Below are 26,890 nucleotides of genomic sequence, written 5' to 3' on the forward strand. Positions count from 1 at the left end.
TTTCATTGGGACGACCGCCAACACCTTCTCCTTACCCTGGGCCATGCGTGGCCGCTCTATTCATTTACCGACAGGCAATTGAAAAACCGGAATATCGCTATCAGATGTCGAGGACCAGGTTCGCACTTTTCGACCCCGAACAGCAGACCATGATCGACCTGTTGGCGGCTTTGTCGTCGTCCGACAGGAAATGGTCGCGGTGGTCGGGAATGCCGTCCAGCACCTTGACCTCGCAGGTGCCGCAAATCCCTTCGGAACAGGCGAAGCCGACATTGACACCGGCGCTGAGCAGCGCGTCGAGCATCGTTTCGCCTTCTTCCACCGCGATGGTCTTGCCGCTTTTGGCCAGTTCCAGCGTGTAGCCGCCCTCGGTCGCCATTTCGGTTTCGGCCGAGAAATATTCGATATGGGCGTGGTCCTTGGGCCGGTCGCAATTGATCGCCACGAAAGCATCGAGCATCCCGCCCGGACCGCAGCAATAGAGATGCGCGTCGGCAGGCGCAGCCGCGCAGATGGCCTTGAGGTCCAGGCGGCGGCCGCCGGGAATGCCGTCATAGGCGATTTCCACCTGGTCATAATCAGACAGGCGATCGACATAGGCGGCGCGCTCAGGCGAGGCGGCGACATAATGGAGTTCCCAGCTACGCCCAAGTTTTTCGAGACGCGCGATCATGGGCAACATCGGCGTAATGCCGATCCCGCCACCGATCATCACGGTGTGGCTGGCATCCTCCACCATCGGAAAATTGTTTTTCGGTTCCGAGATGTCGAGGATCTGGCCGACCTGCCATTTTTCATGGATGTGGCGCGATCCGCCGCGACCGTCGATCGCATGATGGACGGCGATTTCATAATAGCCGCGAATGGCGGGATCATTGACCAACGAATAGCTGCGCGCCAAGCCGGGGGAAAGCTGCACGTCGATATGTGCGCCGGGATCGAAGGGCGGCATCAGCCCGCCATCGACCGGTTCGAGGATGTAGCTGTTGATGCCTTCGGCTTCCCAGCGGATATTCTTCAATCGTGCGCGCATCACCCTCTCCGTCCGGTGCGATGCGTCTCTTGGCAGGGCCGGGGCGCCATGGATCGGCGAACCGGACAAACCGCAATGCGTGTCGTCACCTCTGTCATCCTTGTCTGAGGCACCGGGGCATGGATCGCCCCGGCCCTTATATATGTGTCACTCAGCCGCTTCGACCTTGTCGGGCCAGCGTACCGCCTTGGCTAGTGCCGATTCATAGGCGTTGGCGAGCGTGTCGCTGGGGTCGTGCAGGAAGGAGCCTGCGCGCGCGCGATAGAAGATGCTGGGGTCTTCGATGCCCGGCGGCAGCGTGCCCTTGTTGGCGAGCGCACGGGCGGCCAGCAGCACGCGGCGGCGCACGCGGGCGATCATCTGGTCGGTCGGCGCCAGATTTTCAAAGCTGTGGTCGGTGATCGGTCCCATGCTTTCGGTCACCGCCTGATCCTGCATCGTGATGTTGGGGATGCCGGTGAACTGGGTGCCGTTGCGCTGGGATTCACGGTCGATCGCCCAGTCATTCTTCTCGCTATCGGGCGAGCGCCAGCGGCCAAACCAGTCGGTGGTCGTCGGCGCATATTCCAGCGGCGCGAACAAGGGCGTGCCGTCCTTGAGCGTCGAGGTATAGGCCGGGTTGCCCGCGTCCACGCCGCAGGTGATGTCGAACAGCATCGAATGTTCGTCGTCCATCGGCACCCAGGCGCGGGCAATGGCGCGGGTGGCGAAGCGATTGTTGGGCGTCTGCGTCCAGAAGGGGAACATAAAGTGGGCGACGCGCCAGCTCATCTGGCCATCATCATTCGGGCGATAGCCTCCATACATGACGCCCCAGTCGGCCTGCGCCACTTCATAGTCGGGCGCGCGGTTGAGGACGGTGGGACGCATCGGATGATCCTCATCCAGATCGTCCGCCTCGATCGATCCGACATGCAGGAAGCCGACATGGCTGGTGTCGATGTCGCCCTCCAGCGCCTGAAGCCAGTTGCAGTCGCGCTGCAGGCACCAGATTTCCGCGTCCGGGTGCATCGTTGCTTCGATTTCCGGCAAGGGCGGCGGCGCGGACTGGTTTTCGCCCATATAAACCCAGATCAGGCCATTGGCTTCGTGCGTCTTATACGCTTTGGCATGGACCTTGTCCTTGAAGTCCATGCGGGCGGGGACGGACGGCATGTCGACGCACTTGCCGTCGACGTCGAACTTCCAGCCATGATAGACGCAGCGTATGCCGTTTTCTTCGTTGCGGCCGATGAACAGCGACGCGCAGCGATGTGGGCAGCGATGGTCCATGATGCCTACGCGGCCTGAGCTGTCGCGAAAGGCGATCAGCTTTTCGCACAGGATCATCAGGCGGACCGGATCGCCATCGGCCTTCACTTCGGACGACAGGACGGCGGGCAGCCAATATTGGCGCATCATTGTGCCCATGACCGTGCCCGGTCCTACCCTGGTCATGTCGGCGCTATCTGTGGACTGCATGAGTTTTTCAGCCTCTTCCTTGCTTTTCATTGGCAGCGCCGCGTGAATCGAAGCCAGCGCCATTCCCTGATCACTGACTAGAGCCACTCCAGGCCACGCCCCAATCGGAATGTGGTCGGACCATTCAATAACCGGGACGATACTATTGCGCCTCTTTTGTTTTTGCTGCTTCACGGTTGGCAGACGGCATCAAGCCGTGTTGTCAAGGGAGAGTCCGGGAATGCCTTTCAGCTTCAAAACATCCTGCGCCATGGGCGCGATCATCGCCGCCATGACGAGCGTTTCGGCCTTTGCGCAGGCCGATCAGCCAGTGCCGCAGGACGCAGCGCCCCAGCAGGCGATCTTCCCCGAGGACATCGTCGTCACCGCCGAACGGCGCGAATCGACGGTGCGCGAAGTGCCTTTTTCCATTGCGGCGTTCGGCGGCGAATTGCTGCGCGAGGCGCAGGTCTACAGCCCCGCCGCGCTGACGCAGCAGATGCCGGGCATCACCATAAACACCGCCGACAAGTCGCTGTCGATCGTCGCGATCCGTGGCAATGTGTCGACATTCCGCACCGCTACGCTGGACACGCCGGTCGCCTATTTCATGGACGACGTCTATTATGTGTTCAACAACGACCTGAACGCCAACTTCTATGACACCAACCGCGTCGAAGTGCTGCGCGGCCCGCAGGGGACATTGTTCGGGCGCAACGTGGTGGGCGGCGCGATTGCGGTGGTCACCAACAATCCTGAATTCAACGATGATTATTTCGCCCAGATCAGTGGCGGCAATGGCGGCTTCGTGCGGACCGAAGGGATGCTGAACGGCGCGCTGGTAGAGGACAAGATCGCCGGACGCTTCGCGTTCAGCACCGAACATAGCGATGGCCTGATCGACACGCCCAATCAGTCGGGGCGTTATGGCAAATATGACAGCTATTCGGCGCGCGGCAAGCTTCTGTTCCAGCCGACCGATACGCTGCAGGTCGTCCTGTCAGGTGACTATAGCTATACCAAAGGCAATGGCGGCGCGATCCAGCTCGGAATTGGCGGCAATCAGCTCATCCCCGATACGTTCGGTGCCTATACCGACGACGAATGGACGAATAACGACTTCGTATCGTCACCCTATCGCCAGCGGTTGCGCGGGGGCTATCTGCGCGGTGACCTCGACCTGCTCGGCGGCACGCTGACGTCGATCACCGGCTATCGCATGAACGACAGCCGCGCGATCAACGACGACGTGCCGGTGGGGACGGTCGTGCCGGTGTTCGACCGCCGCCAGGTTGTCAAAAACCGCAGCTTTACGCAGGAAGTGCGCTTCGCATCGGCACCGGGCCGTTTCTCCTATGTCGTGGGTGCCTATTTCCTGTCGGCCGATGTTTCGACGACGAACATCTTCTTCTACAGCCCGCTGCCCGGATCGGCCGTGCCCGGCAGCATCCGCCGGAATCCCGACGTCACCAACATCACGCGCGTTCAGGACGGCAATGTCCGCAGCTTGGCCGTGTTCGGCGAAGCGACATTCGAAATCACCGACAATCTGGCTGTGGTCGCGGGCGGTCGCTATACGTCGGATCGCAAGAAGATCGATTATCGTGCGTTTTCGACCACGGATGCAGGGGCCATTCCCGGTTTCGGTTTTCCTGGTGAAGTGCGCGCATCGGGCGGCCGCACCTGGGATGCCTTCACGCCGCGCTTCACGGTCAAGTTCGAGCCGACCGAACAGATCAACATGTATGCGACCTATGCCAAGGGCTTCAAATCGGGCGGCTTCGTCGACAATGCCTATCGCGACCCGACCATCCCGCTGGAGCCGGAAAATGCCGAAAATTATGAAATCGGAGCAAAGTCGCGTCTTTTCAATAATAAGCTGGATCTAAACGTCGCGCTGTTCCACCAGACGACCAAGAATCTCCAGAATTTCTCTGGCGCGGGCGGTATTGCCCATACCTATAATGGCACGCTCAAGATGAAGGGCATGGAGGTCGAATCCGTCATTCGCCCGGTCGAAGACCTGCGTCTGACCGCCAATTATACGCATCTGGTGGGCAAATATACCGACCTGCGCGATCCGCTGGTGAACCTCGATTATTCGGGCAATCCGGCCAAGTTCGCGCCGCGTGACAGCTTCACCGTCGGCGCGGCCTATACCGGGCGGTTGAGCAATGGCGCGACGTTGACGCCGCAGGCGGATTTCAACTTCTCCACCCGTATTTCGACCGACGACGCCAATACGCTGCGGCTATATGACAATCTGCATCGCGACACGCGGGGGCGGACACTCAATGCCCGCCTGAATTATGAAACAGCCGATGGCCGTTTCCAGATCGGCCTGTGGGGCAAGAACCTGACCAACAATTATCAGATCGTGAATGCGGACGACATCACCGCCTTCCTGGCCGTACCGGGCAATGGCACGACTTATTGGAAGATCTTTACCAACGCGCCGCGGACCTATGGCCTGACGCTGTCGATCCGCCGCTGACGAACGGCATGGGCGGGGAGGGTGCGGCCTTCCCCGCCATTTCATTGCAGGACGATATCATGAGCGATCATTTCACGCTGCCTGCCAATGGCAGCTTTTCCTTTGCAGGCCGCACCGCGCTGGTGACCGGCGGCGGCCGTGGTGTGGGCGAGGCCGTGGCGCGCGAAATCCATGCCGGGGGCGGTCGCGTGGCCGTCAGCGATGTGGACAGCGCTGTGGCGCAGGCGGTCGCGGCCTCGCTCGATAAGTCGGGCGAGACGGCGATCGCCTTGACGCTGGACGTGCGGGAGAAGGCGCATTTCCTCGCTGCGCGGGATCAGATGGCGGGCCTGTGGGGCAAGGTCGACATCGTGGTGAACAATGCCGGCTTCGCCAAGCGCACGCCGACGCAGGACATCAGCCCCGAAGAGTTCGACGCGATCGTGCAGATCAACATGCGCAGCGTATTCCTGAGCTGCCAGATATTTTCCGACCATATGCGCGAGAATGGCTATGGCCGGATCGTCAATATCACGTCGCTCGCCGGGCAGAATGGCGGGACGGTGGCCTCCCCCCATTATGCCGCGTCCAAGGCCGGGGCGATCATGCTGACCAAATATTTCGCCCGCTATCTGGCCGGGACCGGCGTGACCGTGAACGCCATCGCGCCGGGACCGATCGACACGGCCAAGGCGCGACTGTCGGCGGAACAGATCGTACAGGTCGAGGGCGAGGTGCCGGTCGGCCGCTTCATGGAGGTGGGCGAGATTGCGGCGGCGACCGCACTGCTGGCTTCGGATCGCGGTGGGTTCTTCGTGGGCGCCACGCTGGACATGAATGGGGGGCTATATTTGCGGTGATCCCGCTTTACCGTCTTTGTTTCCCGCTTTTCTTATGGCGTTATGGGATTGCGATTGGCGGTTCTGCGCGGGCTATCCATAATCACCACCAACAATAGGGTAGCGCCGGAGCCGTGAACGGCCCGGCCGGATAATGGAGAGCAGCATGTTCATTTACAACGCATGGTATGTGGCCGCTTTCGCCGCCGATATCGAAGCCGGCAAGACGCTTGGGCGCAAATATCTGAACAAGGCGGTCGTGCTGTTCCGCACCGAAAGCGGCGAGATCGCCGCGCTGGAGGACCGGTGCAGCCATCGGGCGATGCCGCTCTCTTCGGGCCATGTCGATGGCGACGTCATCCGCTGCTGCTATCATGGCGTGGAATTTGACGGCAAAGGCACCTGCACCCGCATCCCCAACCAGGCGCGTATTCCTGCCGCCGCCAATGTCCGCCATTATCCGGTGGTGGAAAAGGATCATCTGATCTGGATCTGGATGGGCGAACCGGCGCTGGCCGATCCGTCGATCATCGTCGACAGCCCGGAACATGATGATCCGGCCTGGACGTGGCGGCCCTATAATTTCCCGGTGAAGGCCAATTGGCAGCTGATCATCGACAATATCATGGACCTGACCCATGTGCCTTATATCCATGCGCGCACGATCGGCGGGAACCCGGAGCAGCATTATAATGCCGATACCAAGGTCGAGTTCGACGGTCGCAAGGTGACGTTGCTGCGCAAGATGCCCAATTCGATCCCGCCCAAATCCTATATCGATGCTGGTGGGTTCAAAGGCCGGGTCGATCGCTGGCAGGAAGTGCGGTTCGAGCCGGGCATCGGCATGACGTGCCGCGTCAACGCGGGGGGCTGTGATGCTGGCACCGGTGCCTATGAAGGCAAACGCGACAATGGCTTCATGCTGGCCAACAACCATTTCATCACGCCGGAAACGGAAACGACCAGCCATTATCTGTGGACTATCTGCACCACCGCGCCAAAGGAAAGCGGTGTGCCGGACGTGCTGTTCGACCAGTTTTTCGATACCATCACCGAGGATGAGGTGACGCTGGAAGCGCAGCAGCGCCGGATCGACGACGAACCGGAACGGGCATTTGTGGGCATCGCCAGCGATGGCGCGGTCAACCAAGCGCGCCGACTGCTCAGCGCCATGCAGGAAGCGGAGGATGGCGGCAAGGTCGCTGCCTGAACCACCAAGCCTTGCGTATATAAGTAACATAGCGGCTTGCCCTGTCCGGTGCGCCATGCTGTAGCGCCATCATGAAGATGCGCGAACTGGAGGATCGGACAGGGGTTCATCGGGAGACAATCCGCGTCTATCTGCGCGAAGGATTGATCCCGGAGCCGGAGCGGCCGCGCAAGACGGTTGCCGATTATGGGGAGGAGCATGTCCAGGCGATCCTGTCTGTGCGTCGGCTCCAGCGTGAGAACCGGCTGACACTGGCACAGATTAAGGCGATCATCGGCGGCGAGGGCACCGAAGGCCGGGTCGAGGCCAGCGCGTTCGACCAGCTGGAGCAACTGGTCGCGCATCGCGTCGGCGTGGACGGGCCGCCGGTGACGATCGCGTCGCTGCTGGAACGCCATCCGCATGCGGCGGAGGATGCCCGTACGCTGGCGAAGATCGGCATATTGGATATCATCGAAACGGATCAGGGCGAGGCGCTGAGCATCACCTGCGCGCAGCTGGTGCGTATCTGGGGCGACATGCGCAAGGCCGGGTTCGATCAGCGGCTTGATTATACGCCCGACATTCTGGGTTTCTACACAGAGGCAGCGGATTTCGTCGGACGCTGGGAAGCGTCGACCTTCATGGAGCGGGTCGACGGGCATATCGATGTGGCTGAGGCAGCCACCATGGTCGAACATGCGCTTCCGCTCATGCTCGATTTCTTCGGCCTGATGCGGCAGCGCGCTTTCTTCCGCCATGTCGAGGCGATCCGCGCCGGCAAGGAAACGGATCGCCCGGCGGGCAAGGTCACGCCATCGTCAGTACAGCCTTGACGCAGCGGCCATCATGCTGGTCCTCGATCGCTTGGTTGATGTCTTCCAGCCTGTAGGTCGTTATCAGCTTCTCGAATGGGAACAGCCCTTTGGCATTCAGCGCGATCAGTTCGGGCAGGAACGTCTGCGGGTCGGCATTGCCTTCGGTCACGCCGCAGATCGAGATGCCAAGCGACAGGAGGGTCAGGATGTTGAGGCTGATCGCCGCATCCAGCGCCTTGGGCACACCGACGATGGCAAGACGCCCCAGAGGGGCAAGAGAGGCCACGCCGGCGTCGATCGCCGGGACCGCGCCCGACGTGTCCAGCACGCAATCGACGCCTTGGGGCAACAGCTTGCGCAACTGTTCGGCGGTGTCGCTCGCGGTCACGTCGATGACATGGGTCGCGCCCAGGTCGAGCGCCATGGCGCGGCGTGTTGCCAAAGGATCGGCGACGATGATCTCCCCTGCGCCCGAAGCCTTCGCCGCCATGACGGCGCTCAGACCGACGGGGCCGCCGCCAGTGATCAGGATGGTCTCGCCAGTCTGAAGTTTGAGCGCCTTCATCACCGCGCCTGCCCCGGTCATGATACCGCAGCCCAGCGGGCCAAGCAGTTCGAGCGGTGCTTCGTCCGGTACCTTCACCAGATTATGGGCGGCCGCGATGGCGTGGCTGGCGAAGGAGGATTGGCCGAAGAAGTGACTGCTGACCGGCGCTACGCCGTCATGCAGGCAGGTCGAGCCGTCCGCCCGGCAGCCACCGAAGTTGAGTGCGGAAAAATCGCGGCAATAGGCTGGGTGCCCCGCAACACATTGGGGGCATTGGCGGCAGGCGGCAAAGCCCATCACGACGCGATCACCCGGCACGAGTGAGGTGACATCCGCGCCGATTGCCTCGACGATGCCTGCACCTTCATGGCCCAGCACAGCGGGCAGGGGCGTCGGCAGCAACTGATCGCGCACGACGATATCGGTATGGCACAGGCCCGTCGCGACGATCCGCAACAGCACTTCGTCGGCGCGCATATCGGACAGGGTGAGCTGCTCTAGCGTAAAGTGACCACCCGCTATCCGGGCGACAGCTGCCTTCACTTCCATGGGTCTTCTCCTATTCAATCTTTGGGTTCGTCATTCAGTTTCGGGAATGGGAACGGATGATTTGCGCCGTAAAGCCGCGTATTTTCTGCGATTTCCGTCCCTGAAAGGCTGAATGGTCCGACCTCTTTTTACGATTGACGAATGCGCTTGTCCATAGTTACGTAATGACAATACGTAATACGCAAGCGTTCTTAGGGCAGCGTGTAGGAGAGGTTAGTTTCATGGCGACTTCGCTGGATGCCGACGTGCGTCCCATCATCCCCGACGACATTGCGCGAATCGTGATCGCGCCTAAAAGCTATACGGACGACGCGACGATCTATGGCGCTTTTCGCTGGCTGCGCGCACATATGCCGCTGGGTATCGCACAGGTGCCTGGCTATGACCCGGTCTGGGTCGTCACCAAACATGCCGACATCAAGGAAGTGGAACGCAACGGCAAGCTGTTCCACAATGCCGATCACAACCCGATCCTGGTCGATCAGGCATCGGACGCCTTCACGCGGGACATTAACGGCGGGTCGATCCGCATCTTGTCGTCGCTGACCTATATGGACCCGCCCGAACATGCGTCCTACCGCACGCTGACGTCCAACTGGTTTCTGCCCGGCAAGATCAGCAAGCTGGAGGATCAGATCCGAGTGCTGGCGCGCCAGTCGGTGGACAATCTGCTGAGTTTTGACGGCGAATGCGATTTCGTCCGCGATTTCGCGCTGCACTATCCGTTGCGCGTCATCATGACGCTGTTCGGCGTGCCACCCGAAGACGAACCGCGGATGCTCAAGCTGACGCAGGAATTTTTCGGCGTGCATGATCCCGAAGAACAGCGGCCCGAAATGGCGGCGGACCCGGTGGTCGCGGCAAAGCAATGGGCAGCCTCGATCGAGGATTTCTACACCTATTTCGACAAATTGAGTGCCGACCGCCGGGAAAGGCCGACCGATGACCTGTTGTCGCTGATCGCCAATTCGCGGATCAACGGCGCGCCGATCCCGCGCGATGAGGCGAACGGCTATTATGTCGCGATCGCCACCGCGGGCCATGACACGACGTCGTCCTCGACCGCCGGTGGGCTGCACGGGATGATGGTCTATCCCGAAAATTGGGCCAAGGTGAAGGCGGACCCGTCGCTGATCCCTGGCCTCGTGGATGAGGCGATCCGCTGGACCAGTCCGGTCAAGCATTTCATGCGCAATGCCACCGCCGACACGCAGGTGCGCGGCATGGATATTCGCGCGATGGAACGGCTGATGATCTGTTACCCGTCGGGCAATCGCGACGAGGCGGTGTTTGACGACGCTGACCGCTTCGACATCACCCGCTCGCCCAATCCGCACATCGCCTTCGGCTTTGGTCCGCATATGTGCCTGGGCCAGCATCTCGCCAAGCTGGAGATGCGCATCCTGTTCGAGGAATTGCTGCCGCATCTCAGCTCGGTCGAAATGGCGGGCGATCCCCGCATGGTCGAGACGAACTTCGTCGGCGGGTACAAGGCGCTGCCGATCCGCTTCACGAAGAACTGACGCACATCGCCGCTGGATCACCGCCAAAGCGGGACCGGCGCACAGGCCCAGGATGGGAACATCCGGGCGATAAATGGGAGGAGTCTGAACATGACCAAGAGGTTTATCACGCTGGCCGCCACCGTATCGGCCGTTGCATTGCATGCTCAGGCCTGGGGCCAGACCGAAGCTGCGCCACAGGCGACATCCTCGGGCCTTGGCGACATCGTCGTGACGGCACAGAAGCGCGAGCAGGCGATCAATGATGTGCCGCTGTCGATCACCGCGGCATCCGGCGAGAAGCTGGCGAACCAGGGCATCACCAATGTCGCGGATCTGGTAAAGATTGTGCCGGGGTTCAACTATACCGAGAGCGCGTTCGCAACGCCAGTCTACACATTGCGGGGTATCGGCTTTTACGACACCAGCCTGGCCGCCAAGCCGACGGTCAGCATCTATCAGGATCAGGTGCCGATCCCCTTTTCCATCATGACGCGCGGCGCGACGCTCGATCTGGAGCGCGTGGAAGTGCTGAAAGGGCCGCAGGGCACGCTGTTCGGATCGAACGCGACGGGCGGTGCAATCAACTATATCGCCGCCAAGCCGACATCGACCTTCAAAGCCGGTCTTGACGCGGGTCTGGACAGTTTCGGACAGGTGTCGGGTGGCGGCTTCATCAGCGGGCCGATCAGCGATACGCTGTCCGCACGCGTGGCGGTGCGGACCGAGCAGGGCGGGGCATGGCAACGCAGCTACACGCGCGATGAAAAGCTCGGTGATCGCAACTTCACCACGGGCCGCATCCTGATCGACTTCGAGCCGTCCGACAGCGCACGCTTTTCGCTTAACCTCAACGGTTTCATCGACAAGAGCGATGGGCAGGCTGCGCAACTGATCGGCGTGGTGCCGCTGGGCAATCCCGCGCGGCTGGGGCCTCTGGCCACCTATCCTATCGCGCCGCGTAACAATCGTGATGCCGACTGGACGCCGGAACAAAAGCCCCAGCGTGACGACTGGTTCTATCAGGCCTCGTTTCGGGGGGATATCGATCTGACCGACGATGTGAGCCTGACCTCGATCAGCAGCTGGTCGGAATATCATAATGACCAGGATATCGACCCGGACGGCGTCGCCCTGCGTGACTATTTCTACAACACCACCGGAAAGATCACGGCACTGTCGCAGGAATTGCGTCTGCAAGGGCGGACTGGCGGCCTGACCTATATTCTGGGTGCCAATTATGCGCGCGAAAAAACCTATCAGCAGGATGATGCCGGTCCCTATGACCAATCGACATCGGCCTATAATTTCGTCGACGCCGGCCTTGGCGTCCCCTTTTTCGTCTACAGCCAATATGCGCGCCAGAAATTCGTGAACAAAGCGGTGTTCGCCAATCTGGACTATGACATCAGTGACAGCATCACCCTGCATGGTGGGGTGCGTTATACCAAGACCAATATCGATTTTGCCGGTTGCACGGCCGATCGCGGCAATGCGTTGGGGCTGGGGATCGAAAATCTGATCAACTTCATTCGCGGCGGCGCAGGGCTGGCGCCCATCGATATTCCCACCAATGGCTGCGTCACGATCGACGGATCGACGCTGACCGTGGGCGAGGTGCGCAAGTCGCTGGACGAGGATAATATATCCTGGCGTGCGGGTGTCGATTACAAGCCGAGCAGGGACGTGCTGCTCTACGCTTCCGTCAGCAAAGGCTACAAATCGGGTAGCTTTCCGCTGCTGTCGGCCAGCGATGCCAACCAGTTCAATCCCGTCACGCAGGAATCCGTGACCGCTTATGAACTCGGCGCGAAACTGACCTTGCTGGAGAACACCGCCCAGATCAACGGCGCACTCTTCTATTACGACTATAGCGACAAGCAGTTGAAGGGCCGCGTGATCGCAAGTCCCAATGTGTTCGGCCCTCTCGAAGCGTTGGTCAATGTCCCGAAAAGCCGGGTAAAAGGTGCGGAAATTCAACTCGACCTCGCGCCGACCGATGGCCTGCGCGTCAGCATCGGCGCGACCTATCTCGACACACGGATCAAGGGCAGTTTCGTCAACTATGACAGCTATGGCAGCGAGCTTGACTTTGGTGGATCGGCCTTTCCCTACACGCCCAAATTTCAGATCGTGACCGATGCCCAATATGACTGGGCGCTCAGTGACGATGTCGAGGCTTTCGTCGGTGCCAATCTGAATTTCCAGAGCGATACCAAGGCTGTGCTGGGCAACGCCCGCGCCACGCCATCGGCGGACCTGAGCGCGCAAGGTGGCCTGACGATCGAGGATTATACGCTGATCGACCTGCGCGCTGGCCTGTCCTTTGCCGACAAGCGCTACAAGATCAGCGCCTTTGTGCGGAACCTGGGCAATACCTACTACTGGTCCAACGCCACGCGGATCACGGACACGACGGTCCGTTTTGCCGGACGACCACGCACATTCGGCGCGACCCTGTCGGCGCGCTTCTGACCTGCTCCCCCTGGGCCGCGCCATGAAAGGCGGGCGCGGCTCTTTCTTGATCCCCGGAGACATGTTCCATGACTGCACCCGTTTTGATCGCCGCTGGATTACATGGTGACGCCGGTTTCAAGGTCCGCCTTCCACAGCAAAAAATGTTGATCGGCCAATCATGGGAAGCGGCCGCGGACGGCCGCGTCATCGATGTGGAAGACCCGGCTACCGGCAAGGTGTTCGCCGCTGTTCCCGCAGGAACGGCCGCCGATGTCGATCGCGCCGTCAGGGCAGCGCGGACCGCGTTCGAATCAGCCGCCTGGAGCCGGATGCGCCCGCTCGATCGCGGCCGGATCATCGAGGCGATCGCGCGCAAGATCGAGGATCATTCGCAGGAACTGGCGCTGCTCGAAAGCTATGACAATGGCAAGGCGGTGCATCATGCGCTGGCGGTGGACGTGCCCGCCGCCGTCGATATTTTTCGCTACATGGCGGGCTGGGCATCTAAGATTTATGGGCAGGTGAACCCCATTTCCGGCGATGGCCGCCAATATCACAGTTACTCGGTGCGCGAGCCGATCGGTGTTGTCGGCCAAATCGTGCCGTGGAATTATCCGCTGGCGATGGCGGCCTGGAAGATCGCGTCGGCGCTGGCGGCGGGCTGCACCATTGTGCTGAAGCCGTCCGAAGTCACCCCACTGACCGCGCTGCGCCTCGCGGAACTGGCGCTGGAGGCGGGGCTGCCTGACGGTGTGCTGAACATCGTCACCGGCTATGGGCATGAAGCTGGGCAGGCGCTGGTTGAGCATCCCGGCATCGACAAGATCGCCTTTACCGGATCGACCCGCGTCGGCAAGCGGATCGTCCAGACCTGTGCGAAAGACCTCAAGCGCGTCACGCTGGAACTGGGCGGCAAGTCGCCCTCGCTCATCTTCGCCGATGCTGATCTCGACAAGGCGGCGATCGGCGCGGCGCTCGCCATTTTCTTCAATTCGGGCCAGGTTTGCTTGGCCGCCTCGCGCCTCTATGTCGAACGGTCGGTGTTCGACAAGGTGATCGACGGTATCGCGCAGGTCGCTAAGAGCTTCAAACTTGGCCATGGGCGCGATCCTGACACGATGCTCGGACCGCTGGTATCGAAGGTGCAGCAGGGGCGCGTGCTGGACTTTATCGCGCAAGGCAAGGCGACCGGCGCGGACCTTGTCACAGGTGGCGGGACCGGGGACCGGGACGGCTATTTCGTCGAGCCGACGATCTTCGCCAATCCCGATGCTGATGCCAGCATCGTGCGGGAGGAGATTTTTGGCCCGGTACTGGTTGCGACCCCCTTTGACGATATCGATGACGTGGTCAGGCAAGCCAATGACACCCGCTACGGCCTGGCTGCCAATATCTGGACCCGCGACCTGTCCCGCGCTCATCTGACCGCAAGACGGCTTCAGGCCGGCACGGTCTGGATCAATACGCACGGGATGAACGATCCCTCCGCCCCCTTTGGCGGGGTCAAGGAATCAGGCTGGGGCCGGGAGGTTGGCGAAGAAGGTGTCCTCCATTACACGGAGACAAAGACCGTGACAGCACTTTTGGCAGATTGAAGCCGCGCCGCGAATGATGGTTGTGGCGGGACGAGGATGATCGTTTTAAGCGTGATCGTCGTAGACGACCCATGAGGGCAAAGAACGTCTGGCGCTGTCTGGGAAACAGGGAAATTATTACAGGCGGGATCGTGGTCGATCTCCCGCTGTCAATACACGCGCGCTTTGCAAATCGTCCCATCGGTATTGCTTCTCCGAATCATGATGTTAGTCTTGTTCCGCGTCGCGAAGGCGGCGCCGAGGCTTGAGAACCTCGCTTGGGGAAAATGGACCCGCCATCGACGCGGCCGGGTGGCCGACGCGCATGTCCAAGCCGCTTGCGGCCAAAGGCGTCGGCGCATGTCTCAAGCATGTTCTCTACACCCGGCTCTTGCCGGCACCGCCTCGCCCTTTGCACGGAGGCCATGCCGATGGAGAATGCAGCGCATAGTGGTGCAGGTTGTGGGCCGAGATGTCGACCGCGCTAGGCGCCGCGCGCTTGCCATTGGACGAACGAGACCCGCTGCCGCCTGATCATGATCGGGTCGAAAGCCCGCGATACCTGCTGGGCGCGCTGTATCGGGCCGAGCGTCCGGCCCTGCTGCGATTTCTGGCGCGCCGGACTGCCGATGACCGGGCCGAGGACATCGTCCAGCAGGTCTTTGCGCGCATGGCGGGGAAGACCGACGATCAATCCGCCGCGATCGCGTCGCCTGGCGCCTATCTCCGCCAGGCCGCCCGCAACCTTGTCCGAGACGATGCGCGGGCCGCCGAGCGGACCAGCCTGCACCTTCACATGTCGATCGAGGAGGCGCCGGTGGCCGATGCCGATCCGATCGCGGCGCTCGAAGCGCGCGATCGGCTGGCGCGGATCGAGGCGGCGGTGCTACGGCTCAAGCCGCTGACCCGGCAGATTTTTCTCGCATGCCGTCTCGACGGCTATAGTTATGCTGAAATTGCCGAGCAGACCGGGCTGAGCATAAGGGGCGTCGAAAAGCAGATGAGTCGCGCGATCAAGCAACTGGGCAGGCACTTGCGCGATCATGACTGACGCGGAGCGGCCCTCGATCCCGCGCAGCGTGCACGATGCGGCTGGGGCATGGCTGGCCCGTCGGCAGGCGGGCACCGATCCGGATGGCGAAAAGGCCTTCCTTGCCTGGCTGGACGCCGATCCCCGGCATCGGGCAGCTTATGACGAGGCAGCGCGCGCCTGGCGCGATAGCGAACTGCTAGCCGATAGCAAGGTGGGGCGAAGCCGCAAGCTCGTTCGCGCGCCGTTTCTGATGCGCCACAGTACGCATGTGGGGGCCGTGAGCTTGGGTGTTGCCGCGATCCTGGGGGTGGGGACGCTCACCATGGTCCGGCATGCCGGCCCCTTCGACCTCGTCTCAGCGGCCGACGCGGCTACCTATCGGACCGCGGTCGGCGAGATTCGCACCGTTCGGTTAGCGGATGGCTCGACCCTGACGCTAGATACCTCCACCCTTGTTCGTGTCCATTTCACGCCGGATCGCCGTCGGCTCGAACTGGCGGAGGGCCGAGCCCGTTTCAGCGTGGCGCAAGATCGCCGGTCGTTCACCGTCGCCGTTTCGGGCGGCGAGATCGTGGCGCACCAGACCGTGTTCGATGTCAGCGTGGTCGGTGCGGAGCCGACCGTGGCGGCGATCGAGGGCGACATCGCATTGCAGAAGGAGGGCAGGGACGGCGGCGTTGCGACGCAATCACTGGTAGCCGGCAAAGCGAGCAGCATGGGCGCGGACGCCGTGCCGCGCGCGCGCTCCTTGGCCGAAGCCCGCTGGGTGTCGGGCATGGTCGCGCTCGACAAGACGCCGCTCGGCAGCGCGGTCGCCGCCATCAACCGCTATAATCACAGGCAGGTGCAACTGGGCGATCCGGGTCTCGCCCGTCTCTCCGTGACCGGCGCCTTCCGCGCGCGGGATCCCCAGCAGTTCGCACAGGCGATCGCGACCATGTTCGGCCTTGTCGTCGATGCCTCGCATCCCGATCGTCTCATTCTGCAGCCCTCACGCAAAAAATCACCTGCCGCCCGAAAATAACTGTCGGGTGCATTTCGCTGCGGTCGTCTCCCGCACAACCCGCCCTTTAGCGGCCTGGGGGGAGACAGACGATAATGACGATATTTGGGGACATACGGCTTTTTTCAGCGATCGCTACGGTCGCCGTGATGACGGGCACGGCGATGGCGAGTGCGCCGACCGAAAAGATGGCAATCGACCTGCCAGCGCAACCGCTGGGCAGTGCGCTGAAGGCGCTGGCGCTGCAGTCTCGCCACACCATTCTCGCCGACGCGGATGTGATTGGTGATAGCCCCGCGCCAGCGGTCCAGGGTCGCTTCACGGTTGAGGACACGCTGCGCCGGCTGCTCCAGGGGGCAGGGCTGACGTTCGACCGGGTCGATGGCGGCTATGTCGTTCGCGCCGACGGCGGGCGTGACAACAGGCGAGCGGCAAGCGATGGTCCGGGGATCATTGTCACGGGCAGTCGGATTCGCGGGGCGCCGGGCGCCTCGCCCGTGACGATCCTGAGCGAAAAGACGATCCGGGACAGCGGCCTGGCGGATCTGGGCGAGGTGGCGCGCAGCCTGCCGCAGAGCTTTGGCGGCGGACAAAATCCGGGCGTCGGTTTCAATGTCCCCTCCAGCACGGGCGGCAATGTCGGTGGTGGATCGACCGTCAATCTGCGCGGCTTGGGCAGCGATGCGACGCTTACCATCTTGAATGGTCGGCGCGTGCCCTATGATTCGGCGCGACAGGGCGTCGATATTTCCGCCATCCCGCTGGCGGCGGTCGATCGGATCGAGATCGTCGCCGACGGCGCCTCGGCCATCTATGGATCCGACGCGGTCGGTGGCGTCGTCAACGTCATGCTCAAGCGCGATTATGATGGCGTCGAAACCCGGGCGCGGCTTGCTGGCGCGACCGACGGCGGCGATGTCGAGCAGCGCTACTCCATTCTTGCCGGCAGGCGTTGGCAGGGCGGCGGCGGGTTCGTGGCCTATGAATATAATCGCAACACCGCGCTGCTGACCAATCAACGCGATTATGCGCAGGTGCGGCCCAACGTGACCATCCTGCCGGCCAGCCAGCGGCACGCGATCGTCGCCAGCGTCCACCAGGATATCACGGACATTCTGACGATCGAGGCGGATGCGCTCTATAATGATCGTGAGGGGGCCTTCACCTATCCGCTCAACGCGGCCGGGGACCTGACCCTCAGTCGCACGCGGCAGACTTTCGACTCCAATATGCTCGCCCTCGCCAGCGCCGCGCGCCTGGCGCTTGGCCCCTGGCAGCTCAGCCTGTCAGGGACGTTCGGCAAGGGACTCACCTATTTTCAGGGCGACACCTTCCGCAACAACCAGTTCGCCAGCACCGCCTCCGGCCGCTACAACAACCAGACCGTCACGGGTGAAGTCGCTGCCGATGGCCCCTTGTTCGCGCTGCCGGGGGGCCCTGCGAAACTCGCGGTCGGGGCGGGCATCCGCGCCAATGATTTCGAGATTTTCCGGGGCGTGGGCAATATCAACAATGCCCGACCGTCGCAGGACAGTCGCTACGCCTTTGGCGAACTCAATCTGCCGCTCGTCGGTCCGGACATGGGCCAGCTGCTGGTGCACCGGCTGAACCTGAGCGCGGCGCTGCGCTATGAGCGCTACCGCCAGATCGGCGATATCGTCACGCCCAAGCTGGGCGTCATCTATGCGCCCAATGATGTCCTCGATCTCAAGGCCAGCTGGGGGAAGTCGTTCCGCGCGCCGAGCTTCATCCAGCTCTATTCTATCCAGCAGGCGCTGCTCTATCCCGTCACCACCTTTGGCGGGACCGGCTATCCGGCGGTATCGACGGCGCTCTATCTCACCGGCGGCAACAGCGACCTCAAGCCGGAGCGGGCGCGCAGCTGGTCCGGCACGCTGGCGCTGCATCCGCCCGCATGGCCCGGCGCGTCGCTCGAAGTCAGCTATTTTTCGACGCGCTATGTCAACCGGATCGTGACGCCGATCCCCATCGCCTCGCAAGCGCTCAGCAATCCGTCCAATAGCGGACAGGTCACGCTGTCGCCGACCGCCGCGCAGCTGGCCGCTCTGGTCGCGGGCGCCGACCAGTTTCTCAATGCCACGTCGTCGGCCTATGATCCTTCAAGGGTCGTGGCGATCATCGACAATAGCAACGTCAATGCCGGCCGCCAGAGTATCAGCGGGATCGACGTGCAGGCGCGCTATCAGACAGCGCTCGCAGATGGGCGATTAAACCTGTCGGCCAGCGCGACCTATCTGGACAGCGAGCAGCAGATATCGGCGGGCCAGCCGGTCCAGCAACTGGCCGGCACCCTGTTCAATCCGCCGCACTGGCGCGGGCGCGGGACGGCCAGCTGGGACAAGGGCGGCCTGGGCCTGGCGGTCACGCTCAGCCATATTGGCGGGGTCGATGATCAGCGCACGGCCTCTGCCGGGCGGGTCCGCGGGATGACCATAGCCGATGTCAGCGCACGCTACCGGATCGAAGGCGGCCATGGGCCGCTGGGCGGCGTCGAAGTGGGTCTCTCGATCCAGAATCTGTTCAACGTCGCGCCCGCAGTGATCGCGACCAGCCTCTATTATGACACACCCTATGACTCGACCAACTATTCCCCGGTGGGGCGCTTCGTGGCGTTCGAGCTCGTCAAGAGATGGTAAGGGTGGCGCTTGGGAAGACGGGCCTTTTCGGCGCGTGCGTGATGATGCTCGCGCTTTCGTCACCGGGGTGGGCGCGCTGCGCCGACCTGTTGCCGGGTGCGGCACAGCCGACGGGGCCGAAGCGATCGATCACGTCTCTCGATCTTGCGCGCCTGCGCGACATCGGTCGACCCGACGGCGCGCTGCTCGGCGGACCCAGCCCGCTAGCCGTCGCCCCCGACCAGACCCGTATCGCCTTCAACATCAGCCGGCCCGATCCGGCCTCGAACAGCATCTGCGTCGGGCTCGCAGTGATGGACCTCGTCGTCGGCGCCCGACCGCGCCTTATCGACCAGGGCGGCGAAATGATCCTGGCGTCTGGCAATGTGCGGGGACTGATCACGCCCATCGGCTATCCTGCGGTGATAACGCCGTCCTGGTCCCCCGATGGCCGCTCAATCGCCTATCTGCGGCGGGACCAGGGCGTGACGCAGCTCTGGGCCGCCCGTGCGGAGGGCGGCATGGCGCATCCGCTCACCCAGTCTCCCGTCGATATCGAGCAGTTCGTCTGGCGGGCCGACGGCAAAACGCTCCTGTACGCGGCCCGGACCGGACAGCTAGCCGAGCGGGCCGCAGATGCCAATGCGGCGCTCACGGGCTATCCCTATGATGACCGCTTCGTGCCGGCCATGAGCCCGGTCCCGTTGCCGGTCGCCACGACGCCCCTGTCCCACTATGCGGTCGATATCGCGAGCCTCGCCGTGCGCCCGGTCCGTGGCGATGACTCTGTGGAGCTGCCGCCCGACCGGCTGAACACGCCCGCGCCGCTGCCTGCCGCCGAGTCAGGCGATGGCCGCCGCGCCTGGACAGCGCATAGTAGCGAGAATATCCTCAGCCCCCTTCGGCTACAGGCAAGCCTGGCGTCGGGTGATCCTGTCGCCTGCACCGTCGCGGCCTGCCGCGGCAAATTGACCGGCCTGTGGTGGATGCCGCAAGGCGGTCCGCTCTTGTTCCTGCGGCGCGAAGGCTGGGACCTGGGCGATCTTGTCCTGTATCGCTGGCAGCCCGGGGCGGGCCAGCCGCGTGCGATCCTGCGCACGAGCGGGGTGCTTGATGGCTGCGTCCTGGCGCAGGCGCAACTCGTCTGCCTGGCGGAGAGCGCGACCGTGCCACGCCACATCGTGCGGATCGATCCACGGACGGGCAAGTCCGAGACGCTCTATGTGCCCAATCCGGATTTTGGCGCGATCCGTTTCGGCAAGGTCCAGCGGCTCCGCTGGCGGAACGATCGCGGGCTCGCGGTGCGCGGCGACCTGGTCCTGCCGCCTGGCCACAGGCCGGGTATGCGCCATCCGCTCATCGTCACGACCTATTGGAGCAGTGGCTTCCTGCGCGGGGCGACGGGCAATGAATATCCGATCCATGTCTTTGCCGCGCGTGGCTTTGCCGTGCTTAGCCTGCATCGTCCGCCTTTCGTCGCCGAGGCCGATGCGAACGCCACCGACCCGGACCGGCTGAACGCCGCCAATACAGCGAATTGGGCCGAGCGGCGCAGCCTGCACTCGGCCGTGATGGTCGGGGTGCAGCGCGTCATCGACATGGGCGTCGCCGATCCGGCGCGCATCGGCATTACCGGATTGAGCGACGGGTCCAGTACGGTCGGCTTCGCGCTGATCAACAGCCGTCGCTTCGCTGCGGCAGCTGTCAGCACCTGCTGCCTTGAGCCCTGGATGGTCAATGCGACATTCGGCCCTGCCTTTGCCCGGAGCATGCGCGGGCAGGGGTGGCCTGCGGCGACCGCCGACGACCGTCGCTTCTGGGCGCCCGGGTCGCTGATCCAGAATGCGGCGTCGATCGACACGCCCTTGCTCATGCAACTGGCGGACCGGGAATATCTCACCGCGATCGACGTCTATGCCGCGCTGCGCGAGCAGGGCAAGCCGGTCGACCTCTATGTGTTTCCGGACGAATATCATAATAAATGGCAGCCCGCCCATCGGCTCGCCATCTATGAACGCAATCTCGACTGGTTCGACTATTGGCTGCGCGACACGGTCGACTCGGACCCGCGCAAGGCGGCGCAATATGCGCGGTGGCAAAGGCTCCGCCAAGAGCAGGGGAGGGCTGGCGGCGGTCAGGACCGGCCCGCGATCCAGGCCTCGACATCGGCAAGGCGCATGAGCCGGTGATAAGCGGTGCCCCGCAGCGGGCCGGGTTCGCCGAGCGCGCGTTCGAGCGCGGGCACGTCGAGCATGCCCGCCGCGCGCAATCGGCCGTCGAGCAGCATCGCGCGGATGGTGGTTCGATTGGCGGTGTACAAGGCGGCGATATAGCCGTCGGGGGAGCCTTTCGATCGGCGTTCGATGATATCGGCTGGCAATCGAGCGGCATAGGCCTTGCGGGCGATCACGCGATTGCGCCCGTTCTCGAACCACCACCAGCTCGGGACGCGCAGGCACGCCTCCACGACCGGTTGCGTGGCCAGTGGCGAGGCATGGCGCACCGGACTGTGCAGGTCGCTGGCTTCGGCCCATGTCTGGGCGGCGACGATCAGCGCGATGTGCGCGGCCGTCCCGGTCTCAGCCCCCTTTGGCGCCTGCAACCAGGGATGCCCGGCGATGATCGCCTGGTCGCTGACCATCGCCGACGCCAGATATTGGGTTTCGCCATGCCAGCGATAGGCGGGCGAGCATCGGAAGGCCCGTTTGATCGCTTGTGTAAAAACCGTCGCCGCACCGACCTGCGCGAGCGAGGCGATCGAGAGCGCTACCGTCCAGGCCTCGTGCAGCCGCCCGCCGCGCACTAGCGCATCGGTTACCGGGGCGACCGACTGCAATGCACAGAAGACGTTGTCGCCCGCGCCGCCATCGATCGACAGATCGGCGCCGGATGTCGCAATCGCTTGCGCCAGGAGCGCATTGGTGCCCTGCATGAAGCTGCGGCCCACGGGGTTGGGCAATCCCACCGCATGCGAGCGGCTGAAATCGACCAGCCCGACGTCCCATTCCGCTTCGAGGATCGAGGCGCCGAGATGGCTCGCCACCGCGCGGGCATAGGATCGTTCGTCGCCGACCCCGCCCTGACTGGACAGGTTGAAGCATGCGAAGGCGCCGCCCTGGCTGGCGAGCGTCGCGGCCAGTATCGAAGAATCGAGACCGCCCGAAAGCATGAGGAGCGCGCGCTCGGCATCGCCACGGCTCGCGCGGACGGCCGCCGTGACCGCCCGGCGGAGGGCATCGGCCGCCTCGTCGCGATCATCGGTCCAATGGCGGCGGCCACCATGGTCCCACGGCGTCCAGGCCTGTGTCACCGTGAGGGCGCCATCGCCGATCCGCAGGCAGGCGCCGCCCCGCAGGTCCGTCACGCCCGACAGGCAGGTCGTCGGCGAGGCGATATTCTGGAACGCCAGCCGATGGGCGATCGCGCTCCAGTCGAGGCCGGTCGGAATCCACCCCGCCAAGGTGAGAAGCGCGAGGTCGGACGCGATCAGGATCAGGCCATCGCGTTGCGTGTAGAGGCAGGGCAGGCGGCCGAATGGCGCGCGCGCGATCTCCAGGGTGGCGGGACCGTCGCGCAGGATTGCGACATAATGGCCCCAATAGCGCCGCATGAGTTCCTGCGGGCGCATGGACGCCGATGTCGTCGTGCCGCTTTTGAAATGCGCGCGGTCGCTGGTCCCCCGCTGGAAGATATCCCCCAGCACCCATTCGCCCTCGCACGCCATTTTGGCCCGCGTGAGGCCCGGCGTCGTCGCGACCAGCAGCCCGGCTTCGTCGATCACGATTTCAAGGTCTGGCCGGTCGGCGATCGCCGCCCTGATCCAGGCCGGGATCGATGCCGGGTCCGCCATGCTGCTGGCAAGGATGAGATAGGCTTCCATCACACCCGCCTGATCGGGGTGAAGGGCCGCACATGGTCGGGCGCGTCGTTGAGGACGGTGCCTGCCAATTCGACCCAGCAATGCGCCTGAAACGGATCGAGCTTGACGCCCAGCACCAGGGTGGGGTTGGCGCCTCGCGCGGTCAGGGTGGCCATCAGCGCCATGGATGTGGGGAGACACTGGTCGCGCGCGGACAGGATCAGCCCTGCGCGGCGGTGCGCCTCGGCCAGCCGTGCGATCGCCGCCGATGTCGGTCGCGGCCTCAAGGCAGGGGCGTCCTTGCGCCGGGCAAGCCGGTCGATGTTGGCGGCGAGTGGGCAATAGCGTACGCGCAAGGTCCAATGCACCCGAGCGACCAGCGCCATGGCTATGGCCAGTAGCGAGGGGCGGGCGGGGGGCTCTGATGGCGGTGGCAGGATTGGCCCTGGGGATGTGGTAGGGCACGGGCCCGGAAGCCCGCCTTCTGGACAGGGTATGATCAGGCCCCTCTCGACCAGTGTCGCCAGCGCGGGATCGGCAGCGCCCGTGTCGAGCAGCGCCTGGAACGCTGTGTCGAACGGCCCGCCCAGGCCGAAATAGCGGTCCGCCGGGAGGTCGAGAAACAGCGTTCGATTGTCGATCCGGCAGAAGCTCAAGCCGGTGCGGAGCCTATAGCCAGCCATGGGAGATGCCCGACACAATGGCGCGCGGCCGAAGCCGCGCGCCACCGCATCAATCGTCCGACAGGCCGGTGAGTTCCTGGTTCAGGCCGACATCGCCGGCGATGCCGCCCGGTCCCTTGGTCTCGATGCTTGCGGTCCCGAGGTCGATCAGAGTGTCTTCGCGTTCCATGATGGACTCCTTCTGTCATGCTGCGACATGCAGCCCCGGCAGTGTAGGAAGCCCGTTTCGCTATCCGAATTTTATACCGATTCTATATCGATATTGTTTGGCTGGCAGGTTGGACGACGGGGTCATTCGGCCCGATAGACCGCCCGGACGATGGCGGCGGCGGCCCGACGCCGACGGCGATGATAGACCAAGATCAGGCGTCGCAGCCGGTCGCGCTCGCCAAGGCCGGTGGCGGACACAATCGCCGCGAGTTCCGCCTCGATATCCTCGAGTATGTGCATCTCGACCGAGCGGACAGCATGGAGGCGCGCATTGAGCCGGTCGATGGCGCGACCATGCTCGCCATTGGCCGACCGGCTGGCGATCGCCAGGAAGATCGCGCCGGTGCGATCGGCGATCGATGGCAGTTCCTCCATGGCGGTCGGCATGATCGCGGTCCTCACGCCCGGCCATGCGCGGATCGCAAGCACCAGCAATTGGGCCGACCAGTCGTAGCGATCCTTCAGGGCCGGTTCGTCCAGGGCGGGAATATAAAAGCCGCCGCTCGTGCGCGTTTCGACCAAGCCTTCCCCGGTCAGCAGATGGAGCGCGTCGCGGACCGGCGTCACGCTCGACGACAGCGGCGCGGCGAGGACCGCCGGGTCCAAACGGTCGCCGGGCCGATAGTCGCGGCGCATGATGCGCTGGCGCAGCGCGTCATGGACCCGTTCGACGGTCGGGCCCGCATTCATGATGCCGCCTGTTGATCATGCGCATGGGCATCGACCACCGCCTGCTGGTCTGGACGCAGTGCATCGATCGCGCCCAGCGGCGCGCCGCCATGGTCGCCCAGAAGAACGGAGGGACATTGGCCCTCATAATTGCCGAGATTGGGCCGGTGCTGGCGATAGCCGACCAGCCCTGCCAATGCGGGCGGAAAGGTCCGGGCGATCGCCGGGGGATAAGCCAGCCAGGGATTTTCATAAGGCTTGAGCCAGCCGAGCGCATAGCCCACGACAAGGCCGCGCCGGACCGCGCCGGTGATATTTGCGCCCGCGCCGTGCAGGGTGGAGCCCAGCAGGAGAAGCGCCGCGCCTGGCGCCATTTCGGCAGGCAACGGTGCCTCTGGCGGTTCGGCGTCCAGCGCACTGGCACCATGACTGCGCGGCCATATTAGGGTCGCGCCATTGTCCGGCGTGAACGGCGTCAGCGGCCACATCACATTGACGAGATATTCGACCTCGCCGACCGGTCCGCGCCACATATCTTGATCCCGGTGGGGCAACTGAGCTGGAGCACCGGGATGGATGGCGATCGCCTGGGTCGTGTTCAGCTGGATGCAGTCGCACCAGGGCGCCAGGATCGTTTCGACAATGCCGAGTATCAGTGCATGCTGGACCAGCGCCTTGGCATGGTCTGACCTGATCAGGAGCCGACCGAAGCGCTTCGTGGTTTCGCCATAGAAATGGCCTTGGCCAAAAGGGGTGCGGGCGAAATCCCCGGCCAGATCGTCGTCGAGCGCCGCGATGGCCGCAGCCGGCAGGGCATCCGGGACGAGGCAATAGCCGTGCGTCTTAAGTTCGGTCGCGTGGCGCGCGATCGCTTGGGAGAGAGTGATGGAGACGGTCATGGCGGCGTCTCCCTCAGGCTGCGACGCGCTGGTGGATACGCAACGGCGACGCAACAATGCCGCGCTCGGCAAGCAACGCCTTTGTGTCCGACGCAATGTCGATGCGCAACGCGCCGAGCATGGTCCCGTTGATCATGCGCGGCAGGCCGAGCGGCGTGCAGCGCCAGCCAAAGGCAAGGATCTGTTGCAACCAGCCGATCTCGGCAATGGCGCTATAGGCCGTGATGCCATGTGCCAGGGCATGATCGACGAGGGCGGTCACCAGCGTATCGCGGACCTGCCGCCGCTCCGCCGCCCGCAGGCGGCGATCCAGGCAGAAGCGGGTGATCTCATGGATGTCCGGTGCCTGCGGCGGTGCGTGCTCACAGAGGTCGGGATAGAAATCACCCAATATATGGGGGCGCGTCGTGGGCAGGAGTCGGGCCGATCCCAGATGGGTTCCGTTGGGGTCGGCCAGGATCAGATAGGTCGCATGGACGTCGTCATATTGATCGATCTCATAGCGGTCGGCGAGCACCGGCACGTCCCATTTGAGCAGGTCGACGAAGACGGATTTGCGGGCGGCGAACATCGAACGCAGGACGGCGTCCGAGGCCGGTCGCGCAGCGGATTGACGGATATGCAGCATGATAAGGACTCCCTGGCCGTGATCGGTCCAGGGTCGCCTCGCGACGGGTCAGGCCGCTATTCCGGAAAAGGGTAATATCGGCGGCGGAAAATATCCGAGAAGGTCAGTGTTCCGTCGAAGAGCGTCAGGATCACCAGATATGTCCGCTTGTTCACGCCATAGCGCTCGCACGCCTGCTTGATATGGCGGGCCACCGTCTCTTCGCCCACCTTCAGGATCAGGCTGATCTCCCAGTCGCTCTTGCCGCGCGCGACCCAAAGCACGCAGTCCCGCTGCCGGTCGGTGAGCATCGGGTGCGGTGGAGCCTGCCGCAGGCTGCCGATCGACCAGAGCCGCCTGGCACCCTCGAATGCGAACAGGCCCGCAACCTCTGCCAGCGGCAGCATGTCATGCGGCAGCTGCCTTCCAGCTTCATTCGCGAACGAGCAGGAGCCGCGCGCTTCGCCGGGCACATGGACCGCCGGCACCGTGAAACCATCGCCGATGCCCTGTGCGCGACCCAATGCCAATATGCGGCGATCGCGGCCGGACAGCGGGATCATCTCCGCCATGTGAGACCAGGGAAAGCCGACGCGCGCCACCTGGCTTGCGCGGTGGACCGGATCGGTCACGCCCAAGGCATGGCGATGATAATAATCGGCCCATTGCGTCGGATAATTATGCAGGTGGATCGCGCCGCCACTGGCCTTGGCGAGATCGACATGATGCGTCAGCGCAAAATATTGGAAGCCGAGCTGATCCGTCAGCCCCTTCATGGCCGCGGCGAAATCATCACCGTTCGCCACGGCGTCCACGACGCGTCTGAACTGCGTCGCCATATTGGACAGTCTCATAAGACGATGTCGCGAT

General features: G+C 63.5%; 21 protein-coding genes. 11 read left to right on the plus strand and 10 right to left on the minus strand.

From position 1 onward, the window contains the following. Positions 1-100: 100 nt before the first annotated feature. Together AC07X9_RS00730 and AC07X9_RS00735 are read right to left on the minus strand one after the other, a co-directional pair. Positions 101-1,033 (minus strand): PDR/VanB family oxidoreductase, encoded by a 933-nt coding sequence (locus AC07X9_RS00730; RefSeq protein WP_017181780.1) that lies wholly within the window; start codon positions 1,031-1,033, stop codon positions 101-103. Positions 1,034-1,180: 147 nt separating this feature from the next. Beyond that, the gene (locus AC07X9_RS00735; protein ID WP_037514097.1) at positions 1,181-2,494 is read right to left on the minus strand and encodes a Rieske 2Fe-2S domain-containing protein; all 1,314 of its coding nucleotides are present in this window, start codon (positions 2,492-2,494) and stop codon (positions 1,181-1,183) included. Between the two features lie 220 nt (positions 2,495-2,714). Here AC07X9_RS00735 and AC07X9_RS00740 point away from each other — a divergent pair, with 220 nt between their 5' ends. The 4 genes from AC07X9_RS00740 to AC07X9_RS00755 all read left to right on the plus strand — a co-directional run bounded on the left by AC07X9_RS00740 (position 2,715) and on the right by AC07X9_RS00755 (position 7,810). Then, positions 2,715-4,967 (plus strand): TonB-dependent receptor, encoded by a 2,253-nt coding sequence (locus AC07X9_RS00740; protein ID WP_017181782.1) that lies wholly within the window; start codon positions 2,715-2,717, stop codon positions 4,965-4,967. 59 nt (positions 4,968-5,026) lie between these two features. After that, on the plus strand, positions 5,027-5,806 hold the full coding sequence (locus AC07X9_RS00745) for an SDR family NAD(P)-dependent oxidoreductase (protein ID WP_051034287.1): 780 nt from the start codon (positions 5,027-5,029) through the stop codon (positions 5,804-5,806). A 145-nt stretch (positions 5,807-5,951) separates the two neighbouring features. After that, complete coding sequence (locus AC07X9_RS00750) at positions 5,952-6,995, plus strand: Rieske 2Fe-2S domain-containing protein (RefSeq protein WP_017181784.1); 1,044 nt, start codon at positions 5,952-5,954, stop codon at positions 6,993-6,995. 71 nt (positions 6,996-7,066) lie between these two features. Then, a complete protein-coding gene (locus AC07X9_RS00755; protein ID WP_051034284.1) occupies positions 7,067-7,810 on the plus strand; it encodes a MerR family transcriptional regulator in 744 nt (247 codons plus the stop codon). Here AC07X9_RS00755 and AC07X9_RS00760 read toward each other — a convergent pair. Continuing rightward, on the minus strand, positions 7,785-8,888 hold the full coding sequence (locus tag AC07X9_RS00760) for an NAD(P)-dependent alcohol dehydrogenase (protein ID WP_017181786.1): 1,104 nt from the start codon (positions 8,886-8,888) through the stop codon (positions 7,785-7,787). The genes AC07X9_RS00755 and AC07X9_RS00760 overlap by 26 nt on opposite strands. Before the next feature lie 221 nt (positions 8,889-9,109). On the opposite strand from AC07X9_RS00760, the gene AC07X9_RS00765 reads away from it, so the two are divergent. The 7 genes from AC07X9_RS00765 (at position 9,110) to AC07X9_RS00795 (ending at position 21,282) form a co-directional block, all read left to right on the plus strand. Beyond that, positions 9,110-10,411 (plus strand): cytochrome P450, encoded by a 1,302-nt coding sequence (locus tag AC07X9_RS00765; RefSeq protein WP_086485413.1) that lies wholly within the window; start codon positions 9,110-9,112, stop codon positions 10,409-10,411. A 90-nt stretch (positions 10,412-10,501) separates the two neighbouring features. Beyond that, entirely contained in the window at positions 10,502-12,865 is a 2,364-nt protein-coding gene (locus tag AC07X9_RS00770; protein ID WP_017181788.1) for a TonB-dependent receptor, read from the plus strand. Positions 12,866-12,933: 68 nt separating this feature from the next. After that, positions 12,934-14,442 (plus strand): aldehyde dehydrogenase family protein, encoded by a 1,509-nt coding sequence (locus AC07X9_RS00775; RefSeq protein ID WP_241763586.1) that lies wholly within the window; start codon positions 12,934-12,936, stop codon positions 14,440-14,442. 451 nt (positions 14,443-14,893) lie between these two features. Continuing rightward, positions 14,894-15,472 carry an RNA polymerase sigma factor gene (locus tag AC07X9_RS00780; RefSeq protein WP_037514088.1) on the plus strand — a complete coding sequence of 193 codons (579 nt, stop codon included), beginning with the start codon at positions 14,894-14,896 and terminating at the stop codon, positions 15,470-15,472. After that, a complete protein-coding gene (locus tag AC07X9_RS00785) occupies positions 15,465-16,478 on the plus strand; it encodes a FecR family protein (protein WP_086485414.1) in 1,014 nt (337 codons plus the stop codon). The genes AC07X9_RS00780 and AC07X9_RS00785 overlap by 8 nt, the downstream gene beginning before the upstream one ends. Positions 16,479-16,552: 74 nt before the next feature. Continuing rightward, a complete protein-coding gene (locus tag AC07X9_RS00790) occupies positions 16,553-19,114 on the plus strand; it encodes a TonB-dependent receptor (RefSeq protein ID WP_017181792.1) in 2,562 nt (853 codons plus the stop codon). Between the two features lie 41 nt (positions 19,115-19,155). Then, the gene (locus AC07X9_RS00795) at positions 19,156-21,282 is read left to right on the plus strand and encodes an Atxe2 family lasso peptide isopeptidase (RefSeq protein WP_254908023.1); all 2,127 of its coding nucleotides are present in this window, start codon (positions 19,156-19,158) and stop codon (positions 21,280-21,282) included. On the opposite strand, the gene AC07X9_RS00800 is transcribed toward AC07X9_RS00795, so the two are convergent. The 7 genes from AC07X9_RS00800 to AC07X9_RS00830 form a co-directional block, all read right to left on the minus strand. Beyond that, positions 21,228-22,973, minus strand: coding sequence for an asparagine synthase-related protein (locus tag AC07X9_RS00800; protein WP_017181794.1), 1,746 nt, complete (start codon positions 22,971-22,973; stop codon positions 21,228-21,230). The two genes, AC07X9_RS00795 and AC07X9_RS00800, sit on opposite strands and share 55 nt — an antisense overlap. Beyond that, positions 22,973-23,635: a lasso peptide biosynthesis B2 protein gene (locus tag AC07X9_RS00805; protein WP_017181795.1), complete on the minus strand. Its 663-nt coding sequence runs from the start codon at positions 23,633-23,635 to the stop codon at positions 22,973-22,975. The genes AC07X9_RS00800 and AC07X9_RS00805 overlap by 1 nt, the downstream gene beginning before the upstream one ends. A gap of 49 nt (positions 23,636-23,684) precedes the next feature. Beyond that, positions 23,685-23,804, minus strand: coding sequence for a benenodin family lasso peptide (locus AC07X9_RS00810; RefSeq protein WP_017181796.1), 120 nt, complete (start codon positions 23,802-23,804; stop codon positions 23,685-23,687). Between the two features lie 122 nt (positions 23,805-23,926). Beyond that, positions 23,927-24,535, minus strand: coding sequence for a GntR family transcriptional regulator (locus AC07X9_RS00815; RefSeq protein WP_017181797.1), 609 nt, complete (start codon positions 24,533-24,535; stop codon positions 23,927-23,929). Next, positions 24,532-25,413 (minus strand): phytanoyl-CoA dioxygenase family protein, encoded by an 882-nt coding sequence (locus AC07X9_RS00820; RefSeq protein WP_017181798.1) that lies wholly within the window; start codon positions 25,411-25,413, stop codon positions 24,532-24,534. Before AC07X9_RS00820 ends, AC07X9_RS00815 begins: the two co-directional genes overlap by 4 nt. Before the next feature lie 13 nt (positions 25,414-25,426). Next, on the minus strand, positions 25,427-26,041 hold the full coding sequence (locus AC07X9_RS00825) for an acyl-homoserine-lactone synthase (RefSeq protein WP_017181799.1): 615 nt from the start codon (positions 26,039-26,041) through the stop codon (positions 25,427-25,429). Between the two features lie 56 nt (positions 26,042-26,097). Beyond that, positions 26,098-26,859 (minus strand): LuxR family transcriptional regulator, encoded by a 762-nt coding sequence (locus AC07X9_RS00830; protein WP_017181800.1) that lies wholly within the window; start codon positions 26,857-26,859, stop codon positions 26,098-26,100. Positions 26,860-26,890: the final 31 nt, after the last annotated feature.

The sequence above is a fragment of the Sphingobium sp. GW456-12-10-14-TSB1 genome, assembly GCF_059424385.1.